This window comes from Pantoea sp. EA-12, assembly GCF_030053355.1.
Lineage (GTDB): Bacteria > Pseudomonadota > Gammaproteobacteria > Enterobacterales > Enterobacteriaceae > Pantoea > Pantoea vagans_C.
On record NZ_JASGBY010000002.1, the window covers coordinates 1 to 18,667 of the forward strand.

At 53.6% G+C, this 18,667-nt stretch carries 19 protein-coding genes and 1 tRNA gene; 6 read left to right on the forward strand and 14 right to left on the reverse strand.

All coding sequences use genetic code 11. The annotated features are described in order from the left end of the window. Window positions 1-227: 227 nt before the first annotated feature. From nac to QMZ30_RS02750, 4 genes are all read right to left on the reverse strand, one after another. Window positions 228-1,145 carry a nitrogen assimilation transcriptional regulator NAC gene (gene nac / locus QMZ30_RS02735; RefSeq protein ID WP_034824624.1) on the reverse strand — a complete coding sequence of 306 codons (918 nt, stop codon included), beginning with the start codon at window positions 1,143-1,145 and terminating at the stop codon, window positions 228-230. A 600-nt stretch (window positions 1,146-1,745) separates the two neighbouring features. Continuing rightward, a complete protein-coding gene (locus QMZ30_RS02740) occupies window positions 1,746-2,777 on the reverse strand; it encodes an ABC transporter permease (RefSeq protein ID WP_039329049.1) in 1,032 nt (343 codons plus the stop codon). Between the two features lie 14 nt (window positions 2,778-2,791). Next, window positions 2,792-4,276: a sugar ABC transporter ATP-binding protein gene (locus tag QMZ30_RS02745; RefSeq protein ID WP_283226312.1), complete on the reverse strand. Its 1,485-nt coding sequence runs from the start codon at window positions 4,274-4,276 to the stop codon at window positions 2,792-2,794. Window positions 4,277-4,308: 32 nt separating this feature from the next. Continuing rightward, window positions 4,309-5,232 carry a sugar ABC transporter substrate-binding protein gene (locus tag QMZ30_RS02750; protein ID WP_039329051.1) on the reverse strand — a complete coding sequence of 308 codons (924 nt, stop codon included), beginning with the start codon at window positions 5,230-5,232 and terminating at the stop codon, window positions 4,309-4,311. 506 nt (window positions 5,233-5,738) lie between these two features. Here QMZ30_RS02750 and QMZ30_RS02755 point away from each other — a divergent pair. Next, a tRNA-Asn gene (locus tag QMZ30_RS02755) sits at window positions 5,739-5,814 on the forward strand. 139 nt (window positions 5,815-5,953) lie between these two features. On the opposite strand, the gene proR is transcribed toward QMZ30_RS02755, so the two are convergent. The 7 genes from proR to QMZ30_RS02790 form a co-directional block, all read right to left on the reverse strand. Beyond that, entirely contained in the window at window positions 5,954-6,256 is a 303-nt protein-coding gene (gene proR / locus QMZ30_RS02760; protein ID WP_283226313.1) for a transcriptional regulator ProR, read from the reverse strand. A 4-nt stretch (window positions 6,257-6,260) separates the two neighbouring features. Continuing rightward, window positions 6,261-6,614 (reverse strand): type II toxin-antitoxin system RelE/ParE family toxin, encoded by a 354-nt coding sequence (locus QMZ30_RS02765; protein WP_283226314.1) that lies wholly within the window; start codon window positions 6,612-6,614, stop codon window positions 6,261-6,263. 167 nt (window positions 6,615-6,781) lie between these two features. Next, window positions 6,782-8,086, reverse strand: coding sequence for an NtaA/DmoA family FMN-dependent monooxygenase (locus tag QMZ30_RS02770; RefSeq protein WP_283226315.1), 1,305 nt, complete (start codon window positions 8,084-8,086; stop codon window positions 6,782-6,784). A gap of 11 nt (window positions 8,087-8,097) precedes the next feature. Next, complete coding sequence (locus QMZ30_RS02775) at window positions 8,098-9,297, reverse strand: M20 family metallopeptidase (protein WP_283226316.1); 1,200 nt, start codon at window positions 9,295-9,297, stop codon at window positions 8,098-8,100. A gap of 217 nt (window positions 9,298-9,514) precedes the next feature. Then, window positions 9,515-10,171 carry a methionine ABC transporter permease gene (locus QMZ30_RS02780; RefSeq protein ID WP_283226317.1) on the reverse strand — a complete coding sequence of 219 codons (657 nt, stop codon included), beginning with the start codon at window positions 10,169-10,171 and terminating at the stop codon, window positions 9,515-9,517. Then, window positions 10,152-11,279 carry a methionine ABC transporter ATP-binding protein gene (locus tag QMZ30_RS02785; protein ID WP_283226318.1) on the reverse strand — a complete coding sequence of 376 codons (1,128 nt, stop codon included), beginning with the start codon at window positions 11,277-11,279 and terminating at the stop codon, window positions 10,152-10,154. Before QMZ30_RS02785 ends, QMZ30_RS02780 begins: the two co-directional genes overlap by 20 nt. Before the next feature lie 9 nt (window positions 11,280-11,288). Further along, window positions 11,289-11,459, reverse strand: coding sequence for a hypothetical protein (locus QMZ30_RS02790; RefSeq protein WP_283226319.1), 171 nt, complete (start codon window positions 11,457-11,459; stop codon window positions 11,289-11,291). Between the two features lie 213 nt (window positions 11,460-11,672). Here QMZ30_RS02790 and QMZ30_RS02795 point away from each other — a divergent pair, with 213 nt between their 5' ends. The 3 genes from QMZ30_RS02795 to QMZ30_RS02805 all read left to right on the forward strand — a co-directional run bounded on the left by QMZ30_RS02795 (window position 11,673) and on the right by QMZ30_RS02805 (window position 14,743). Continuing rightward, on the forward strand, window positions 11,673-12,314 hold the full coding sequence (locus tag QMZ30_RS02795) for a TetR/AcrR family transcriptional regulator (protein ID WP_283226320.1): 642 nt from the start codon (window positions 11,673-11,675) through the stop codon (window positions 12,312-12,314). A 74-nt stretch (window positions 12,315-12,388) separates the two neighbouring features. Continuing rightward, window positions 12,389-13,771 (forward strand): D-arabinono-1,4-lactone oxidase, encoded by a 1,383-nt coding sequence (locus QMZ30_RS02800; RefSeq protein WP_283226321.1) that lies wholly within the window; start codon window positions 12,389-12,391, stop codon window positions 13,769-13,771. Window positions 13,772-13,915: 144 nt separating this feature from the next. After that, complete coding sequence (locus QMZ30_RS02805; RefSeq protein WP_283226322.1) at window positions 13,916-14,743, forward strand: glycosyltransferase family 8 protein; 828 nt, start codon at window positions 13,916-13,918, stop codon at window positions 14,741-14,743. 87 nt (window positions 14,744-14,830) lie between these two features. Here QMZ30_RS02805 and QMZ30_RS02810 read toward each other — a convergent pair whose 3' ends face one another. The 3 genes from QMZ30_RS02810 to QMZ30_RS02820 all read right to left on the reverse strand — a co-directional run bounded on the left by QMZ30_RS02810 (window position 14,831) and on the right by QMZ30_RS02820 (window position 16,598). Further along, window positions 14,831-15,241, reverse strand: a complete 411-nt coding sequence (locus QMZ30_RS02810; protein ID WP_039335103.1) for a type II toxin-antitoxin system HicB family antitoxin — start codon at window positions 15,239-15,241, stop codon at window positions 14,831-14,833. 17 nt (window positions 15,242-15,258) lie between these two features. After that, a complete protein-coding gene (locus QMZ30_RS02815; protein WP_039335104.1) occupies window positions 15,259-15,447 on the reverse strand; it encodes a type II toxin-antitoxin system HicA family toxin in 189 nt (62 codons plus the stop codon). Between the two features lie 128 nt (window positions 15,448-15,575). Next, on the reverse strand, window positions 15,576-16,598 hold the full coding sequence (locus QMZ30_RS02820) for an LLM class flavin-dependent oxidoreductase (protein ID WP_283226323.1): 1,023 nt from the start codon (window positions 16,596-16,598) through the stop codon (window positions 15,576-15,578). Between the two features lie 216 nt (window positions 16,599-16,814). On the opposite strand from QMZ30_RS02820, the gene QMZ30_RS02825 reads away from it, so the two are divergent. Continuing rightward, window positions 16,815-17,864 (forward strand): fatty acid desaturase, encoded by a 1,050-nt coding sequence (locus QMZ30_RS02825; RefSeq protein WP_283226324.1) that lies wholly within the window; start codon window positions 16,815-16,817, stop codon window positions 17,862-17,864. Beyond that, on the forward strand, window positions 17,761-18,546 hold the full coding sequence (locus QMZ30_RS02830; RefSeq protein WP_502921464.1) for a phosphate/phosphite/phosphonate ABC transporter substrate-binding protein: 786 nt from the start codon (window positions 17,761-17,763) through the stop codon (window positions 18,544-18,546). Before QMZ30_RS02825 ends, QMZ30_RS02830 begins: the two co-directional genes overlap by 104 nt. Window positions 18,547-18,667 lie beyond the last annotated feature (121 nt).

Consider the following 18,667-nt stretch of genomic DNA (forward strand, 5'->3'; position numbering starts at 1 on the left):
GAGTATGCCAGGAGAGCCCGCAGGACGCGGGCGAAAGGTGGCGCTGGAACATGGATGTTCCATCGGCACCGGTCCGTAAGGCAGACGAGTGAAGTGAAGGTACCGCGTAGCGGCGCGAGGACCGCCAGCCCCGGTGCGGTCTCAGACGGCGTTATCGTCTGCCGCTTAACTGACATGCATTACGCAATCCATTGCGCCGCTACAATTTACATCCAATATTTCAACGCTTAACCCACTAACATCAACTCGCGTTCTTCGGTCATCGGCTTATTCAGCAATGACAGCAGAATATTTTTCACCGCTTGCGCGGATGGCGACAGCGGCAAACGTGCAGAGATGTTTAATGACAAAGGCAGATTTAGTGACGGGCTGTTAATACGCGCCATCCACGCATGGGTTGAACTCACCAGCGCGCGAGCCGCTGACTCTGGCAGCACGGTCACGCCCATTCCGCTTGAAACGGCTGCTGTCAGGGTGGAGATTGACTCAATCTCACCAATAATTTTTGCGCTCAGGCGGCGCAGAGAAAAGGCTTCGTCGACACGTTTACGCACGGCGCTGTAATCACGTGGCAGGAACAGATTCATCTGTGCGACATCGGCCAGATCGACGGTGGCTCCCGGACAGGCCGTAGCGCCCACCAGATAGAGTTCTTCTTTCATCAAAGGAATACTGTTGATGCCCGCCGTCGGCGCACGATCGTACAGCACCGCCATATCCAGCTGGCCGTTCATCACTTTTTCATTTAATGAAGTGCCGCTGTTTTCATGCAGATACACCAACACATCAGGGAATTGCTCACGCACAGTTTGCAGCAGCGGCATGGTCAAAGATGATGCGGCCGTACCCGGTGCCAGACCAATGGATACCTGACCATTCAGTGCCTGACCGGCATTAATCACTGCGGTCTGCGCTTGCTCACACTGACGTAAAATCGTGCGGGCATGGGCATAAAGAATTTTACCGGCTTCAGTCGGCGTGACGCCGCGTTTGGTACGGATCAGCAGTTGCTGATCGAGTTCATTTTCCAGCGTTGCAACTTGCTGGCTAAGCGCAGGCTGCGCGATGTGCAACACTTCTGCTGCCTGAGTCAGGCTGCCGATATCGACGATTTTTACAAAGTACTTCAGTCGTCTTAAGTTCATATTGCCTCCGTCAATCCCCGAATGCCCAAATATGGGTGTCTCAGCCTGCTGGCTTGTGTTCATGAAGTTGCAATATGCAGGCCAGGTTTATTCCGCACGCAAAAAAGGCTATCCAGATTATTCCTAACGGCCCGGAAAATAAGCCTTTCTGATTACCTCGAAGGAGTTAATAAGTTCAATGCATGACCCGAGGTGTTTAAAAAGAACTCACCTTGCACTCTATTGGTGCACAAACTGCGTGTCAGATGTGCAAAAAAGTGATGACCAACCGTGCTGGTATGGTGCAGAAGTGGCAAAAAATGAGCAGAAAGGGTCAAATCGAAAGCAAACGCGGGGAAAAGAACAGGATCAACCAGTGGGAAAACTTATTGTGCAGGGATTTGGTCTCTTCACTTTCAACCCTCACCCTAACCCTCTCCCGCAGGCGGGAGAGGGGACCGATCTAGCGGGGTTTTAGACGCGATTATCGCATTCTTATACGCAAAATAATTCGCGCTGTAGCAAGGCGGCAAGCCCGTTTAGCCCTGGGAGCATAGTTCACTATGTGACCAGGGTAAACGGGCGCAGCCAACGCCGTTACAGTGTGAAGGACGAAGCGTATCAGCGTTTCTTGCGGTTTCTATGCATATCGATGGACACTGCCGCTACGATAATGATGCCCTTAATGATGTCCTGCACGTAGGCATCGACACCCACAAAGGTGAATCCGCTCTTAATCAGACCCAGGATCACCGCACCAATCAGCGTGCCGGTGATGCGCCCTACGCCGCCCATCAGGCTGCTACCGCCGATAACCGCTGCGGCAATCGCATCCAGTTCATAGGCCATACCCATGCTTGACTGGCCGCTACTGACTCGTGCCGCCAGCACCACACCTGCTAAACCAGAGAGCGCACCGGCGATGGTGTAAACGATGATCAGGTACTTGTTGACGTTGATACCGGATACTTTGGCCGACGTCATGTTGCCACCAATCGCGTAAACATATTTGCCGTAGCGCGTATGTTTCAGGGCAATGTGGAACAGGAAGGCCACCACCAGGAAGATAATCACCGGCATCGCGCCCTGGCCGATGGAGGTGAAACCATCTGACAGGAAGCTGATCGGGTTACCTTGGGTGTAATATTGCGCCAGACCACGTGCCGACACCATCATGCCCAGTGTGGCAATGAAAGGAGGAATCCCGGTTTTGGTAATCAGAAAACCGTTCATCACACCACACAATAAACCCACACCAATACCGGCCACAATCGGAATCACGGCTGGCAGGTTAACTAATGACGGGTACATCGGTGACAAGCTGTCCGAGGTTTGCGCCAGACTGGCCGCGACCACCGCGGTCAGTGCGATGACCGAACCGGATGACAGATCGATACCCGTAGTGATGATGACTTGCGTCACCCCCACCGCGATAATGCCGATAATGGCAACCTGGAGAACGATCAGAACCAGGCGGTTGGTGTTGAGCAGGAAAGATTGGTCACGTACGTACCAGCCTGCAATTTCGAAAATCAAAGCAATCCCTAACATCACCACAAAGATGCCGGTATCTTTCGGCAACTTATGGCGCAGGTTGCCAAAGAAGGAAGTCGATTCTGCGGCCTGCGGGGCCGTAATTTTTACGTTACTCATAGATGTCTCGCGCCTCACTCGGATGCCAACGACAAAATGGTTTCCTGATTGGCCTCTTCTTTATCGAGGATGCCAGTTATACGCCCGCCGTGCATCACCATCACGCGGTCGCTCATACCAAGAATTTCAGGCAGTTCAGAGGACACCATAATGATGGCGACACCCCGGTTTGCCAGTTCGCTGATTAAGCGATAAATCTCGGCTTTTGCCCCGACATCAATACCGCGTGTCGGTTCGTCGAGGATCAGGATCTTCGGTTGTGCCAGCAGCCAACGCGCAATCAGCACCTTCTGCTGATTACCGCCACTGAGGTTGTTGATGATCTGATCCATGGTCGGCGTTTTAATATTGAGTTTGCGGATCTGCTCCATGCAGTCCTGCGCCATCTTCATGTGGCTAACGAAACCAGCTTTACTGACGTAATCCGGCATGTTGACGATGCTCATGTTCTCCATCACCGACAACACCAGGAACAGCCCGGATTTTTTACGGTCTTCCGTCAGGAAGGCCATACCCTTTTCAATCGCCGTTGAAGGCGAATCAATCTTGACTGGAACGCCATCGATCAGCACTTCCCCGCTATCGAAGCTTTCCATACCGAATAAACTTTCCATGACTTCACTGCGTCCCGCGCCGACTAAACCCGCCACGCCAAGGATTTCACCTTTGCGTACCGAGAAGTTGATGTCGGTGAAACGGTCTTTACAGGTGAGGTTACGCACCGTCAGCACGTCTTGTCCGATTTCGCCGTTAAATTTCGGGAACAGCTGTGTCAGTTCGCGTCCCACCATCTGGGTAATCAGCGACTGGCGGGTAAATTCAGTGGTGTTGTTGCTGCCCACCCATGTGCCGTCGCGGAAGATGCTTATCTCGTCAGTAATGCTGAAAATCTCATCCATTTTGTGACTGATATAAATGATGGCTTTACCCTGCTCGCGCAGGTCACGGATGATGGTAAACAGATGCGCCACTTCGGTTTCCGTCAGTGCCGAGGTCGGTTCATCCATAATCACGATGTCAGAGTTCCACGACACCGCTTTGGCAATTTCCACCATCTGCTGGGCGGCAATACTCAGTTCACCGACCATGCGATCCGCCTTGAGGCGGATATTAAGTTTGTTGAGCAGCTCCTGCGTTTGCTTATTCAGCAACGCATGGTCAACAAAGCCGTACTTCATCGGTTCGCGACCCAGCCAGATATTCTCGGCCACAGTCATATAAGGCACCAGATTCAGCTCCTGGTGGATCATCGAGATCCCAGAACGCAATGCGTCCATGGTGTCCTGAAACTGAACTGGCTCCCCTTTAATGCGGATGGTGCCCTTATCGGGACGATACATCCCGATAAGGCATTTCATTAAAGTGGATTTGCCCGCGCCATTTTCACCCATCAGGGCATGTACCGACCCCGGTTTAATTCGCAATGAGACATTGTCGAGTGCCTTCACTCCGGGGAAGAACTTGCTGATGCCTTCGGCTTCAAGCGCAAATGCGGTCATACATCACCTCCGTACGGCTGAGTCGGGAACGATTATTTCTGGTTACGAGATTCGAACTGCGCCATGTTGTCTTTGGTGATCAGCTGGTAAGGGATGTTGATGATCTTTTCCACTTTCTCGCCATTCGCCAGTTTAATCGCTGCCTGAACTGCACCTTCACCCTGACCTTTCGCATCCTGGAATACGGTGGCAACCATCTTGCCGTTCTTCAGCATCTGCAAGGCATCTGGAGTGCCATCCACGCCAGCAATCAAAATGTGGTTCGGGTTTTTACCCAGCGCCTGCAAGGCACCGATGGCCATTTCATCGTTGTTAGACGCAATAGCCTGGATATCATCACCGGCTGTCAGCCAGTTACTCACCACGTCCACCGCGTCGTTGCGGGTGAATTTGGCAGTTTGTTTCTGAACCACTTTGATGCCCGGATATTTAGCGACCACCGCTTCAACCCCTTTGGTACGGTCACGGGTGGATTCGTTAGCGAGATCGCCCATCAGAATCGCGACGTTGCCTTTGCCGTTCATTGCTTTGGCTAACGCTTCCATCTGCAAACGCCCCGCCAGTTCAGAATCCGAACCGACATAGGCCATTTTGTCAGTCAGTTCGCCGGCTGGTTTACGGTTCACGAAGATCAGTGGAATGCCCGCTTTAGTTGCCGCATCCATCACCGGTTTAACGGCGTTGGTATCAACCGGGTTGACGATGATGGCGTCTACACCCTGACCAATGAAGTTCTGTACCTGTTGCAGCTGCTGTGAAACGTCGCCTTTGGCATCTTCGACCTGACCTTTAATGCCATCTTTGGTCATCTCTTTCTGCATACCGGTACGCAGAATGGTGAGGAAGTTGTCATCAAACAGCGCCATTGAAACGCCCACCTGAAGGTCTTTCGCCATTACTGCGGCAGGTAACATGCAAGCTAACAGGGAAGTCACTAACGCTTTTTTGAATTTCATGGGTAACCCTTCTTATTCGTTAACATGCGCAGTTGGCTGATACGACGAATGAAAAAAATTTTTTACATTCACTCAACGTCGCTGGCGTTATTTATCTGGTTGTAGAGGTAAGGCTTCTGGTCTAACGCTATCGATTCCGTACAGCTCCTTGTTGCAACATCTTACTTATCAACAAGTTATTTTCAAAATGACGTTTCAGGTCAGGAAACTCGTTTCGCCCGTGATGATAAGCAGTTCATTTGTTTCATCTGATCATCATTTGAAATTTTCATCATAAAAGCACTGAAATGATTGTTTTAAAATCGGCAAATAACAAAACTTTGACACGCCTCTAACATCTCAAAGGAAATGCGCTTAAAGTGAGATCTTGTTGGCAGTTTGAAATCTGCACATTCAAGGCAGAAAAGCAGCATTCCGCTGCTTTTACGCGCACTTAAACCAGAAGTGTGCGATAGGGCTTTGACAACGCAGATCGGCATCGCTAATATGCGCCTCGTTCACACGATTCCTCTGTAGTTCAGTCGGTAGAACGGCGGACTGTTAATCCGTATGTCACTGGTTCGAGTCCAGTCAGAGGAGCCAAATTCAAAAACCCCGCTCAGGGAAACCTGAGCGGGGTTTTGTCGTTTTGGAGGGTCTTTCCTTGCAGCAGTGAACGTGTTGGCTGATACATAGTCCCGTCACAAACTCAGCCTAATAAGATGTTTTGTGGTGTTAATCGCTATACAACAAACTCAAAATGCGACCCGTCAGGCAGTTCAACATCCAGGCGGAGCTTGCCACCAGCCGCTTCAACATAACGTTTCAGTGTGGAAAGTTTGAGATCGCGCCCTGGTTTTTCCATTCCGGCCACCGTTGGTTGTTTGATGCTTAGCGCCTGTGCCATTTCCACCTGCGTTTTGCTTACACGTTCGCGAAGCTCTGCAAGATGTATATTCAGCAGAATGTCTTCAGCCATGACGTTGGCATCCGCGACCACTTCAGGTTTTTCAGCCGTAAGAATCTGTTCGAGTGTTCTGCCCATCACATTACTCCTTAAATTCGCTGCGATTGAGATGTTGAGTAAACTCTTGATCTGCTTGTGTAATCATCTCTTTATAAAATCGTTTTTCATTGCCAGCCTTATGACCAGCGCAAAGCAAAATACCTTTTCGCCACGGATCAAAAGCATAAAAAGCCCGAATGGGACTGCCTTTGCTCTGTACACGCAACTCTTTCATATTGCTGTAGCGAGAACCTTTAATTGTGTCTGCATAAGGCCTGCTTAATCCAGGCCCTGCCTGGCGTAAAACCAACATTGCCGCGATGACACATGCTCGATCCGTGTCGCCTAGCGTCATTAACCATTGATCAAAAGTGTCTGTTGTTATTATCTGCCACATAATACGCCCTCATCGATATAGGTCAAATGCTATATAGGTTCAATGCGATAGGCAGTGTGGTCGGGTATTGCCCGGAGGGCATCTGTTCTGAAATGATTTGTGGAGCAGGTTTCCAAAAAAAAAACCCTTCCCGCTGTTCTGGAAGGGCCTTCTTAAAGCAAGAGATGTTAGTCGGTGGCTTTAAGTAGCGGAGCCAGTTCCAGGCTGCTGCGGAAGTCATTACCTTGATAGTCGGTGTCCAGCAAATTGCGGCGGCGCAGTTCGGGCAGTAAACCATTCAGCAGTAAATCTTGCTGGTCCGGATTACCCAAGCCGTGCAATGAGATCACATCCAGCACGCCTGCGTGGTAGCGCTGTTCAATGGCATCGGCAAGCTGTTCCGGCGTACCGGCAACAAACCAGTGCCCGGTCTCTTCGGCTTTGATGATCAACTCACGCAATGTCAAACCTTCCAGTGCATACTGCCGGAAGATGGCGGCACGTCCCTGGCGCCGGTGTACCTGTTCCAACTGGGGAATTAACGCGCCGGGTAACGGTTGGTCCAGCGGCACTTCACGCAGATCCACTTCCCCTCCCAGCATATCCGCTACGCGCAGCCTGCCCTGCTCGTAGTTAATTTTCTCGTGTTTATCCCGTAACCGACGCGCCACATCCGCCTCACTGTCGCCAATGATGGCGTGAAATGAGTTCATGATCAGAGGGGTATTCTGTTCGCGGCCAAAACGACGTGCACGCTGCTGAACATCCGCGACAAATTGCTGTGCCGCCTCGAAGGTAGGCTGCGAAGTGTAAATCACCTCAGCATAGCGTGCGCCCAGCGTCACACCCGCCTCGGATTGCCCGGCCTGAAACTGCACCGGACGTCGCTGCGGCGGTGGCGGCACATTCAGTGGACCTGCCACCTGGAAGAAGTCGCCCCGATAGTGAATAGGATGCAGCTTTTTGTGATCGAGGCGGATGCCACCGCTGGCCGTGCGCTGCACCGCTGCACGTTCGTTGGCGTCATACAGGGCATTCATCACTTCAATAAACTCGGTGGCGCGCGCATAGCGCTCCTGTGGCGGGGGCAGTTGGCTTTCACCGAAGTTCTCTTCACCGACTGATGAGGTCACAGCGTTCCATCCCGCTCGGCCACCGCTGATATGGTCCAGGGTGCCAACCTGACGCGCTAAATGATAAGGATGCAACCAGCTGGTGCTGACGGTAGCGATCAACCCGATCTGCGATGTCACCTGACTTAACGCGGCCAGGGCAATCAATGGGTCCTGTGTGCCGGTGGTGCCAGCTAAGCCCGCCGGATCGGCCTGCAGCAAATCTGCGGTGAACAGCCCGGTAATTTTTTCGCGCTCGGCGATTTTTGCCAGCTCAATGGCGCGCGCGATACCCACGCCCGGCTGGGTGTCATTGCCCGCTGAAATCACACTGCTGGCACCGACTAATGTTTTCAATTTTCTACGATGAGGTTGTGACATAACGATCCCCTTTAGGCCTGGCGCGCGAAATCTGCTTTAACGGCGTGAAGCGCATCGGCATCAATAAGCAGACGTAATCCAGTGCGGGCCAGCGTACGTGCGCCGATTAGCAATGCCTGATAACCGCGTTCAGAATTGGCCGCCTCACGGAACGGCACAGTGTGGAAAATCAAATCGTCGGGGCCGATCTTCAGCCAGGGGTGCGCAGTCGGCACCGCGTGGCTGATATCCCCGGCATCGGTCGAGACTTTATTGCGTTGTGGCGACAGATCTACCTCTTCACCGGCTGCACGCAACGCTTCCAGCAGCAGCGCATCCAGCGCTGGATTGCGTTTGAAATCGCGTGGACCAATTTGATGATCAATCTCCACACGTGTTCCGGTGGCCAGCGCCACGCCTTCAGCAATCGCGCGCAGGCGTGGCTCCAGTGCTTCCACCTGCTCACGGCTATCGGCACGGATGTAGTAGTGCGCTGCTGCGTATTCCGGGATCACATTGGGGGCCTGGCCGCCATCGGTGATAATGCCGTGCACACGCACGCCATCGGGCAGTTGCTGGCGCAAGACGCTAATACCGTTATAGAGCAGCACCAGCGCATCCAGCGCATTGATACCTTCATGCGGCGCGCTGGCGGCATGCGAGGGTTTGCCATAGAAATGGAAGTAAAGATGGTTGTTTGCCAGAGTGGCTTCCGTGAGACGCGTTTTGCCAGCGGGATGCACCATCAGCGCCGCATCCACATCCTCCAGTAACCCGGCCTCAACGAAACGCTTCTTCACGTTGCCTTTGGGCCCGCCCGGCCCCGCTAAGCCGCCTTCTTCTGCTGGCGTACCCAGCACCACGACGCGGCCACCGGTCTGATCCAGCACCTGCGACAAGGCAATCGCCGCGGCCACGCTGGTGGTTCCAATCAGGTTGTGACCGCAGGCATGGCCAATACCGATTAACGCATCGTATTCAGCGAGAAAGGCGATGGTCGGTCCCGGTTTAATGCTGGCCTTCACCGCATGAAAGGCGGTTTCGTGGCCGGCGACATGTCGGGTGACCTCAAACCCCTGAGCGCTGAGTAAGTTGGTCAGTTGCTCACTGGCAAAATATTCGTTGTTACCGGTTTCCGGTCTGGCAAAAATGGATTTAGCCACGGCGATATAGTCGGCGCTGTGTTTTTCGAGATGACTTTCAAGCGTGAGCTGAAGTGTGTTCAGCGGCATAACGGATTCTCCTGAGGCAAGACGTTGCCCTCACTCTAAGCGCGTTAGCTGCTGATGTTTAAAAAGAAATAGTGATAAGGATTGCGGGAAAATGCACAACCAGGGGGCGGGTTATCTGCGCAATAAATTGCGCCGCTACAACAGACGTGAACCGCAAGGCGCCGACATCGGCATGCTATGCACATGACGGTAGCGGCGCGATTTATCGCGCAACCTGTTAATGCCGTCTGTCGATACATTGCACCAGCCGATCGCCCAGCCACTGAATACCGCACACCAGCACAATCAACACCGCGATCACCGCAATCATCACTGAGGTTTCAAAGCGCTGGTAGCCATAACGGATAGCCAGATCGCCCAGCCCCCCGGCACCGATCGCCCCCGCCATCGCTGATGCACCAATCAAGGCCACCAGCGTCACGACAAAACCAGACAGAATGCCGGGCAACGCTTCCGGTATCAGCACATCCCAGACAATCCGCAGCTTGCTGGCCCCCATGGCGCGCACAGCATCGATCAGTCCGCGATCGACATCACGCAGCGACACTTCCGCCACGCGCGCAAAATAAGGCGTTGCGGTGATCGACAGCGGCACAATGGCCGCCCAGGTGCCCAGTGAAGTGCCCACCAAAAACCGGGTAAACGGGATCAGTGCCACCAGCAGAATAATAAATGGCAGGGACCGGAAGCCATTGATGATCAGCCCTAGCACACGGTTGATGCCACGATGCTCCGCAATCCCGCCCGCACTGGTCATCACCAGAATCAACCCTAACGGCAGCCCGGCCACCAGCGAGAACAGCCCGGAAATGGTCGTCATCAATACCGTTTCGCCCAACGCATTGAGCAGTAAATCAATCATCACTGGCGACATAGCCCACTAACTCCACTTGTGCCTGCTGCGTATGCAGCCAGCTAAGAATCTGCTGTTCATCGGCCGTGTTGCTCGCCGGCAGCGCAATAAAGAAGCGCACCACGGCATAGTGCTGAATATGGTCGATGCCACCCTGTAACAGACGGAATTTGCCCGGTAACGCGGCGGCAAAGCGGGTCAGCAGATCGCCCTGCGCATCTTCACCGGCATAATGCACGCTATAGATAGCCTCACCCTGTTTTTGCGCGCTGATACGGGCGGCAAGCGCCTCCGGCAACTGTGGTAGCAAACCACGCAGCATGGAACGGGTGAGATCGGACTGCGGATGGGCAAACACCTGCCACACCGGGCCTTGTTCGACGATCTCACCGGCATTAATCACCGCGACACGATGCGCCACCGATTTGATCACCTCCATCTCATGGGTGATAAGCAGAATGGTGATGCCGAGTTTCTGATTCAGCGACTTCAGTAAGGCCAGAATCGATCGGGTGGTTTCGGGATCAAGCGCCGAGGTCGCTTCATCACACAGCAACAGTGCCGGGCTGGCCGCCAGTGCACGGGCAATGCCGACACGCTGTTTCTGTCCGCCTGACAGCGCCGCCGGGTAGTGTTGCGCCTTATCCGTCAATCCCACCAGTTCGAGCAATTCAGCCACGCGTCGATGACGTTGCACTTTATCCAGACCGGCAATCTTCAGCGGCAACGCCACGTTTTGCGTCACGGTTTTCGCTGACAACAAATTGAAGTGCTGGAACACCATGCCCACGCGGCTGCGCACGGTTTGCAGCTGTTTTTCCGACAGGCCGGTAATGTTCCGGCCTTCAATTTCGATGACGCCTTCATCAGGTTGCTCCAGCCCATTCAGACAACGAATCAGCGTGGATTTGCCCGCGCCGCTGCGGCCAATCAAGCCCAAAATCTCGCCCTTTTGTACCGTCAGCGAGACGTCACGCAGCGCCTGGGTTTGCCCAAACTGGCGGGAAACGCCCTGTAAACGCACCACGCTAACGTCGTCTCGCGCAACACGTTCACGGTCTTGTGCATTTTCCACCACCCCACGCGCCACGGCGTGGAAAGGCGTTTCGGCCCCTGAGAATACCGCCATGCTCTTTCCTTACCAGGCCGTTTCGCCCGTGCCCTTGTAAACCTTGTTAAACACGGATTTCACTGAGGTTTTATCTGCGGCGTGGGCCAGCGAGAGTGGAGCCAAAACCGTGCTGGCCAGCAGTAACGCGCCAGCGGATAACAAGAATTTATTTTTGGCAGAAGCCAGGCGTGTGTGCATAAAGTATTTCCTGATAGTTATCATTGCGGTCGTCAAAGTACACTGTCGTGATGAACAGTTAGCCGCAGTATACGCAGATGCTTATTCCTGCATTATGATTTATCTGGAAAAGCTATTCCTTAAATGAATAAAGACACGCAGCCGCTCCCATCGCAACAAGCGACAATCTGGCTGTGATACCATGACGTTTTGATTGGATTGATATTGAGCGCTATGTCTGACACCACTACTAAACGTAAAAATGACCCTGAAGGGCTAAAAAAACGCATCTTAGCGGGTGCCCTAAAGACATTTGCCGAGTTTGGCATGCAGGGCGCACGTCTTGAGCAGATCGCTGAGCTCGCACAAACCACCAAACGTATGGTGGTGTATCACTTCGTCAATAAAGAGAAGTTGTACATCGAAGTTCTGGAGCAGGTTTACCAGGCGATCCGCGAGCATGAAACAGGGCTGAATCTTGCCAAAATGGAACCTGAACAGGCGATGATAAAACTGGTAGAAGCCAGCTTTGATTATCATGCTACGCATCAAGACTTTATGCGCCTGGTGTGTACCGAGAACCTGTTGCGCGGCCGCTACATTGTGCAGTCAGAACGCATCAAAGCGCTGAACAAAAGTACCCTCGATCTGCTGGATGACATCCTGACACGCGGGCAGCAGCAAGGCGTCTTTATCGATGGCCTCAACACCGTTGACGTCCACCGCTTACTCAGCAGTATCTGTGTGCACCATGTGGCCAACCGTTACACCTTCCATTTCCTGTTTACGCCTGATGACACGGAAGAGGACAGCATCCGCCGTAACCGCCAACTGGCTGTCACAGCCACTATGCGTTATATCCGTAAAGCGCCTTAGACATGGGCAGTGCTGTGATGGTCTACGCTTAAAGCCTTGGGACCGTCACAGACCTCAGTCTAAGGAACGCCGTAGTGAACAAAGATCCCCTCCTTTACCCTCTTCGCAACACGCAAAACACCGAGCGTGACTGCAAGCTGTGGAACTGGGCGCAGAACACCGTGGTGGGTCAGCGCAGCCAGGTTTTTCAGCCGCAAAATGAAGCCGAACTGCAGCAATTGATGCAGAGTACAAAAGGCAAAGTGCGCGTCACGGGCAGCCGTTTGTCTCCCGGTCGCATGCTGTGTGTCAATCCCGACGATGTGTTGATCGATCTCAGCCTTTTCAGTGGTCTGCTGGCGCAGGATGCTGAAAGCGTGACCTTTGCCGCGGGCACGCCTTTACAAGCGGTTTATGACACGCTGACCGCAATGGATCGCATGCTGGCTTCCTCCCCCGGGGTCATCGCAGTGCAAACGCTGGCCGGTGCCATGGCCACGGGTACGCACGGCCAGGGACTGGGGCAAAGCTCACTGGCGGATGAAGCGCTCGCTATCCGCATGGTGTTAGCCGACGGCAGCGTACGCGTATTTCATCGGGAGGAGGACGATTTCTCCGCCGCACAAACTTCGCTGGGTGCATTGGGTCTGGTGACTGCGATCACGCTGCGCACCCGCCCGTTTCGGCTGTTTACCTGCCACAAATTCGCCACGTCTGCAGATTCGCTTGAGCAGGATTTGCTGCACTGGAATCAACAGTATGAATTGAGCAAAGCCTGGTGGTTTGTGGATGACAACCTGATGCACGTGTGGAACGCGAATCCAGCCATGTCACAGGATGCGGAGACATGGTATGCCAATCAGCGCGAGGTGATTGAACACGGTGATGAGACCGACAGCAGCCTCAACGACACTATCGATCAAACGCTGGCGCAGATGCACCGTGACACGCAAATCGAGGGTAAAGGCGGTAAGCAGTTTCGTACCGTCACCCGCTTTCGTGATTTCACCGATGTGAGCGGTGATATCTACCAGCTGTTTTGTCGTGGTATCGCGGTGCCGCAAATCAACGTGGAGATCGGTGTCCCACTGGATAAGACCCCCGCGATTATCAGCAAAATCAAAGCCTGGTACGCGCAGAATCATCCGCATATGCACTATCCCATCATCCTGCGCTGCACCGGCGCGTCTGACGCCTGGCTCAGCCCTGCCTATGCGCAGCCGACCTGCTTCTTTGGCTTTGTGGTCTATTACGCCGATGACGGTTCACTGTCACAAGATGGCCTGCATTTTCTGACGGAAGTGGAAAAACTGCTGGCGGCAGAAGGTGGACGTCCACACTGGGGCAAATACTACGATCCACAGCGTTACAGCTGGCGGGCGATCTACCCACAGTGGGATGCTTTCCGTGCAGTGCGCGATCGGCTCGATCCGCAGCACCGTTTTAGCAATGACTATGTCACGGCTTTGTTTGATTAAATGTTTATACCCAAAATAATTCGAGCTTCAGGAAGGCGGCAAGTGCAAGAATCCTCAGGAGCTTACTGAAGTAAGTGACTGAGGTGAATGCACGCAGCCAACGCACCTGCAATTTGAAGTATGAAGGGTACGGGGAGAGAAATTATGTTTGCCTGGGTAACGCTGCTAACGCAGCCGGACTACTTTATTGGCGTGAAAGCGCTACACCGCTCGCTAAAGCGCAGCGAAACGCAGTGGCCGCTGATCGTGATGGTCACCGACGCGATTGATGTTGCCACCCGCGAAGACTTGCAAGCGTTAGGCTGTGTGATTCATCCGGTTGAGCCTTTAATGCCCAACGCAGAACTCGAACAGCATTATGCCTCTGCGCAATTCGGTGAAGTGTGGAGCAAGCTGCGCGCCTGGGAACTCACTGGCTGCGATCGGGTGGTGTTTCTCGATGCCGACATGCTGGTACTGCGCAATATGGACGAACTTTTTACCCTGGATTTGGGCGATAACGCTCTGGCGGCCTGTCACGCCTGCCGCTGCAATCCCAATCAGATCGCCAGCTATCCCGCCAGTTGGCAGCCCGAGAATTGCCATTACACCTGGCAAGATCGTGGTAAAGCCGCGCCAGCAACGCTGGATCGATATCTCAACGGCGGTTTTCTGGTGCTTAAACCGGATCAGGGCGTGTTCGCGTGGCTTCAGCAGAAAGTCGCGGCCATAGACGATTTGCGCCGCTATCCATTCTCAGAGCAGGATTTGTTGAACGAGGTCTTTGAGAACCGTTGGCTGCCGTTGCCCTATATCTATAACGCGCTGAAGACGCTGCCGTTCCAGCACAGCGCGATGTGGCGCGAAGATGAGGTGAAAAACCTGCATTTCATTTTGGCTAAACCCTGGAAACGTGACCTGAACCAGCCCGAAAGCGAGCGCGATCGCTACTACGCGCTGGACAAGTTATGGTGGGAGTTAGGCGTAAAATAGGGAAAGCGGTCGCCATCAATGGCGCCCCTACATGAGGTCATCGTGGTCTGTAGGGGCGGCCTAAAAAAATATCGTACAAGGCCCTAATCAGCGGGTTTTTGCAATGCGCTCCAGTGCGACCTGAGCGAGAAAACCTGAGCGAGTTTTAAACTCGGGATGAGTAGCAACACAGCGGTCGATACGATCAATCAACAACTTCGGTAACGTCACATTAATTTTCTCCGAACCACCGAGAATGCGCGTCACATCGACTTCCACTAACACCCAAACATAGCCGGAAAAAGCCGGATCTTTCATCACGCTTTTTAATTCTGACACTGCTGGGATATCTTGCTCTAACTCTACCATCAGTTCCAGATGACCAATGATCGCCTCTTTCGCATTTTTCACCGCTTCTTCCAGCGTGTCACCTGCGGAAAAGCAACCTGGCAAATCGGGCACCGTTACACCATACGCCGTGTTTTCATCACCCGCTTCAATCGCAATCGGATAGAACATGGTTTACCTCTCTCAAATTAGTGGACGATCAGCCCGGCCTGTTTGCGAATACTTTTCACCGTTTTAATGGGCAAATCTTTTTTGGGGTGAGGAATCGTTACCAAGCCCTTCTTGGAGGGATGCACAAAATGGTGGTGGCTACCGTTAACTCGAATCAGCTCCCATCCATCAGCTTTAATCTCAGCCATTAATGACCTGCTATCCATGTCGTTGCCCTGATGCGTCCTGAAAACAACAAAATAACCCCAATAACCCTAAAATGCAATCTTAAGAGTTATTGGGGTTATTATAAATTGTCATTCTGCAAGAGCGTGCTAAGCACGCCCTGCGAAGATTAACGCCAGCCTAATTCCGGCGCGACATGGGTCAAAATGCTTTCCATCACATGCGCACAGTAATCCACGCCCAACTGGTTCGGGATGGTGAGCAGCAGCGTATCCGCTTCGGCAATCGCTTCGTCCTGCGCCAGCTGTTTGATCAGTTGCTCTGGCTCAGCGGCGTAGCTACGACCGAAGATGGCGCGGGTTTTCTCATCAAGGAAGCCCACGGAATCCTGATCCTGTCCGCTGCGACCAAAGTAAGCACGGTCGATGTCGTTGGTGAGCGCAAAGATACTGCGGCTCACGGATACACGCGGCGTGCGCTGGTGACCTGCTGCTTCCCATGCTTCGCGGTATGCACGAATCTGTTTCGCCTGCTGGATGTGGAACGGTTCGCCAGTTTCGTCATCCTTCAGCGTTGAACTTTGCAGATTCATGCCCTGCTGCGCTGCCCATACGGAAGTGGCATTTGAACCTGAGCCCCACCAGATACGCTCACGCAGCCCTTCCGAGAATGGCTCCAGACGCAGCAGACCCGGCGGGTTCGGGAACATCGGCTGTGGATTCGGTTTAGCAAAACCTTCACCGCGCAGCACTTCCAGCAACTCTTCGGTGTGACGACGACCCATGTCGGCATCGGTTTCGCCCTCTTTCGGGTTAAAACCAAAGTAGCGATAACCTTCAATTACCTGCTCTGGGGAGCCACGGCTTAAGCCCAGCTGCAGACGCCCGTTAGAGATCAAGTCTGCCGCACCGGCATCCTCCGCCATATACAGCGGGTTTTCATAGCGCATGTCGATCACGCCAGTACCGATTTCGATGCGATTGGTTTTTGCACCCACCGCCGCCAGCAGCGGGAAAGGTGAACTTAGCTGACGCGCAAAGTGGTGAACGCGGAAGTAAGCCCCATCAGCGCCCAGCTCTTCAGCGGCGACAGCTAAATCGATGGACTGCAATAACACATCCTGCGCGGAACGAGTGGCAGACTGTGAAGACGGGGTCCAGTGACCAAAGGATAAGAAGCCAATTTTTTTCATGGTGAATTTCTCCTCGTGGGCCAGACTCGCCCGCACGTAATAGATTAAGTTTCGATGGAGAGAGGTTACGCCAGGCGTGAGGTGACTGATAGCCAATAGTTTTCGCGCGCTTCATCAACTTTTTTGCATAAGTCATAAAAACACGGTCTTTGTGTCGCGAACAGGGTTGTCGCATCGTGCAGGTAATTTCAGCGCATCGCAGGTTTATTTATCTTCATGGCTAACGATTATATCAACGGACAACAACGCGCCGTGGTGCATCAACTGGCGCGCAGCTGGCTGTGGCGCAGTGAGTTGCCCACTTGGTTGTTAATCATCACCGTGTATAGCGGCTGGTTTGCATGCGTGATGTTCTGGCAAACGCTGGGACTGTTCGCCTCCACCCTGCTGCTGATCGTACTGACGACCTGGTACATGTCGCTGCAGCATGAACTGATCCACGGCCATCCCACGCGCTACCCGCGTTTCAATCAGCTGCTGGGGACCTTACCGCTGGCAGTGTGGTATCCCTTTGGTTTATATCGCGATTCGCATCTGGCGCACCATCGCAACCACAGCCTGACCGAGCCGCATGAAGATCCAGAAACCTATTACTTGTCCCCTGAACGTTGGGCACAACTCAAGCCCTGGCAACAACGCGTGATTCACCTCCGCAATACCTTTCCCGGACGATTATTGCTGGGGCCGCTGCTGGATATCGCGGCGACGATGAAGATCCTGGTGCAGGCACGGGCGCGGGCAGACATTGCCATGTGGTTGATTCACTTGACCTTGCTGGCGGGCCTGTTTTACTGGATGCAGCAGCAAGGATTCTCACCACTGTGGTTTGTTACTGCCGTGAGTTACCCCGCACTGGCGCTCACCAAAGTGCGATCTTTCTATGAACATCGCGCCGAAGACGCGCCGCTGGCACGCTCGGTGAATAACGAAGCCGCATGGCCATGGCGCTTGCTGTTTCTGAATCTCAACTATCATTCTGTACATCACGATCTGCCCGGATTGCCGTGGTACGGGTTGCGTAAAGTCTATCTGCTGTATCGCGAAGGCTATCATCAGCGCAACCAGGGTTTTCGCGTCGCAGGTTATGGCGAGTGGTTAACGCGCTTTTGGCGCCAACCGGTCAATGTCAACGCCCATCCGGGGACACACAAGGATGCACAGCATGCCGATCATCTCTTTACCGATGTACGATATCCATCACCCGACGACGCTCGGCCTGACCTCAGCGCTAACGACGCTGCTGGCACAACGCGGCGTGCAGGCTGAGGTCGAATGGCACACAGACCTGTTACCCCACTGGCGCGATGAGAATCTGTTACTAAGTCAAACCTGCGGCTATCCATTTGTGGCGTTACTGCCCGATGTACAGTTGGTCGGGGCGTTTCAGTCCAGCGCACAGGGCTGTGAGGGATTTCGCTACCGCAGTTGGCTGGTTGCACGTCAGGAAGATGAAAACCTCAGACTCAGCGATTTCCGCGGCCGCCGCGCGGTGAGCAACAGTGTTGATTCGCACTCAGGTTACAACGCATTGCGTTATCTGGTCGCCCCGCTGGCGCAGCAAGGTACCTTCTTTAGTGAAACGCTGCTGAGTGGCAGCCACCGTCAGTCGCTGGCGGCGCTGCGCGATAATCGCGCGGATGTGGCGGCGATTGACTGCATCACCTGGGCGCTGTTGCGTGCGCATTATCCTGCAGAACTGAGTGGGCTGGAGATCATTGGCGAAACGCCGCTGTGTGCCGCGCTACCACTGATCACCTCGGCCAAAACGGAAGCTTCTACGCTTGAGCAGTTGCGCAGTGCGCTGAACGAACTGACCTCGGCGAAACAGTACCAGCCGCTGATGGTGCAGAGTTTGATTAGCGGATTCGCAGTACCAGAACGAGCGTTTTACGATGAGGTGCAAGCCTGGGAGGATCAGGCGGCGGAGTATGGTGTGACTGTGCTTTAAGGTCGCCATTTATGACGTAATACTCGTCAGTAAACAACTCAGGCTGCTTATTGATAAGTGGCCTGTCTTTTCTGTGCGGGCTCTGCCGCCACTACTGCCCCCTCTGGGCCGTCCTCGCGCC

Coding starts and splice junctions, on each gene's coding strand:
- nac (WP_034824624.1), bottom strand. CDS start 1,145: ATGAACTTAAGACGACTGAAGTACTTTGTAAAAATCGTCGATATCGGC.
- QMZ30_RS02740 (WP_039329049.1), bottom strand. CDS start 2,777: ATGAGTAACGTAAAAATTACGGCCCCGCAGGCCGCAGAATCGACTTCC.
- QMZ30_RS02745 (WP_283226312.1), bottom strand. CDS start 4,276: ATGACCGCATTTGCGCTTGAAGCCGAAGGCATCAGCAAGTTCTTCCCC.
- QMZ30_RS02750 (WP_039329051.1), bottom strand. CDS start 5,232: ATGAAATTCAAAAAAGCGTTAGTGACTTCCCTGTTAGCTTGCATGTTA.
- proR (WP_283226313.1), bottom strand. CDS start 6,256: ATGGGCAGAACACTCGAACAGATTCTTACGGCTGAAAAACCTGAAGTG.
- QMZ30_RS02765 (WP_283226314.1), bottom strand. CDS start 6,614: ATGTGGCAGATAATAACAACAGACACTTTTGATCAATGGTTAATGACG.
- QMZ30_RS02770 (WP_283226315.1), bottom strand. CDS start 8,086: ATGTCACAACCTCATCGTAGAAAATTGAAAACATTAGTCGGTGCCAGC.
- QMZ30_RS02775 (WP_283226316.1), bottom strand. CDS start 9,297: ATGCCGCTGAACACACTTCAGCTCACGCTTGAAAGTCATCTCGAAAAA.
- QMZ30_RS02780 (WP_283226317.1), bottom strand. CDS start 10,171: ATGTCGCCAGTGATGATTGATTTACTGCTCAATGCGTTGGGCGAAACG.
- QMZ30_RS02785 (WP_283226318.1), bottom strand. CDS start 11,279: ATGGCGGTATTCTCAGGGGCCGAAACGCCTTTCCACGCCGTGGCGCGT.
- QMZ30_RS02790 (WP_283226319.1), bottom strand. CDS start 11,459: ATGCACACACGCCTGGCTTCTGCCAAAAATAAATTCTTGTTATCCGCT.
- QMZ30_RS02795 (WP_283226320.1), top strand. CDS start 11,673: ATGTCTGACACCACTACTAAACGTAAAAATGACCCTGAAGGGCTAAAA.
- QMZ30_RS02805 (WP_283226322.1), top strand. CDS start 13,916: ATGTTTGCCTGGGTAACGCTGCTAACGCAGCCGGACTACTTTATTGGC.
- QMZ30_RS02810 (WP_039335103.1), bottom strand. CDS start 15,241: ATGTTCTATCCGATTGCGATTGAAGCGGGTGATGAAAACACGGCGTAT.
- QMZ30_RS02815 (WP_039335104.1), bottom strand. CDS start 15,447: ATGGATAGCAGGTCATTAATGGCTGAGATTAAAGCTGATGGATGGGAG.
- QMZ30_RS02820 (WP_283226323.1), bottom strand. CDS start 16,598: ATGAAAAAAATTGGCTTCTTATCCTTTGGTCACTGGACCCCGTCTTCA.
- QMZ30_RS02825 (WP_283226324.1), top strand. CDS start 16,815: ATGGCTAACGATTATATCAACGGACAACAACGCGCCGTGGTGCATCAA.
- QMZ30_RS02830 (WP_502921464.1), top strand. CDS start 17,761: ATGCCGATCATCTCTTTACCGATGTACGATATCCATCACCCGACGACG.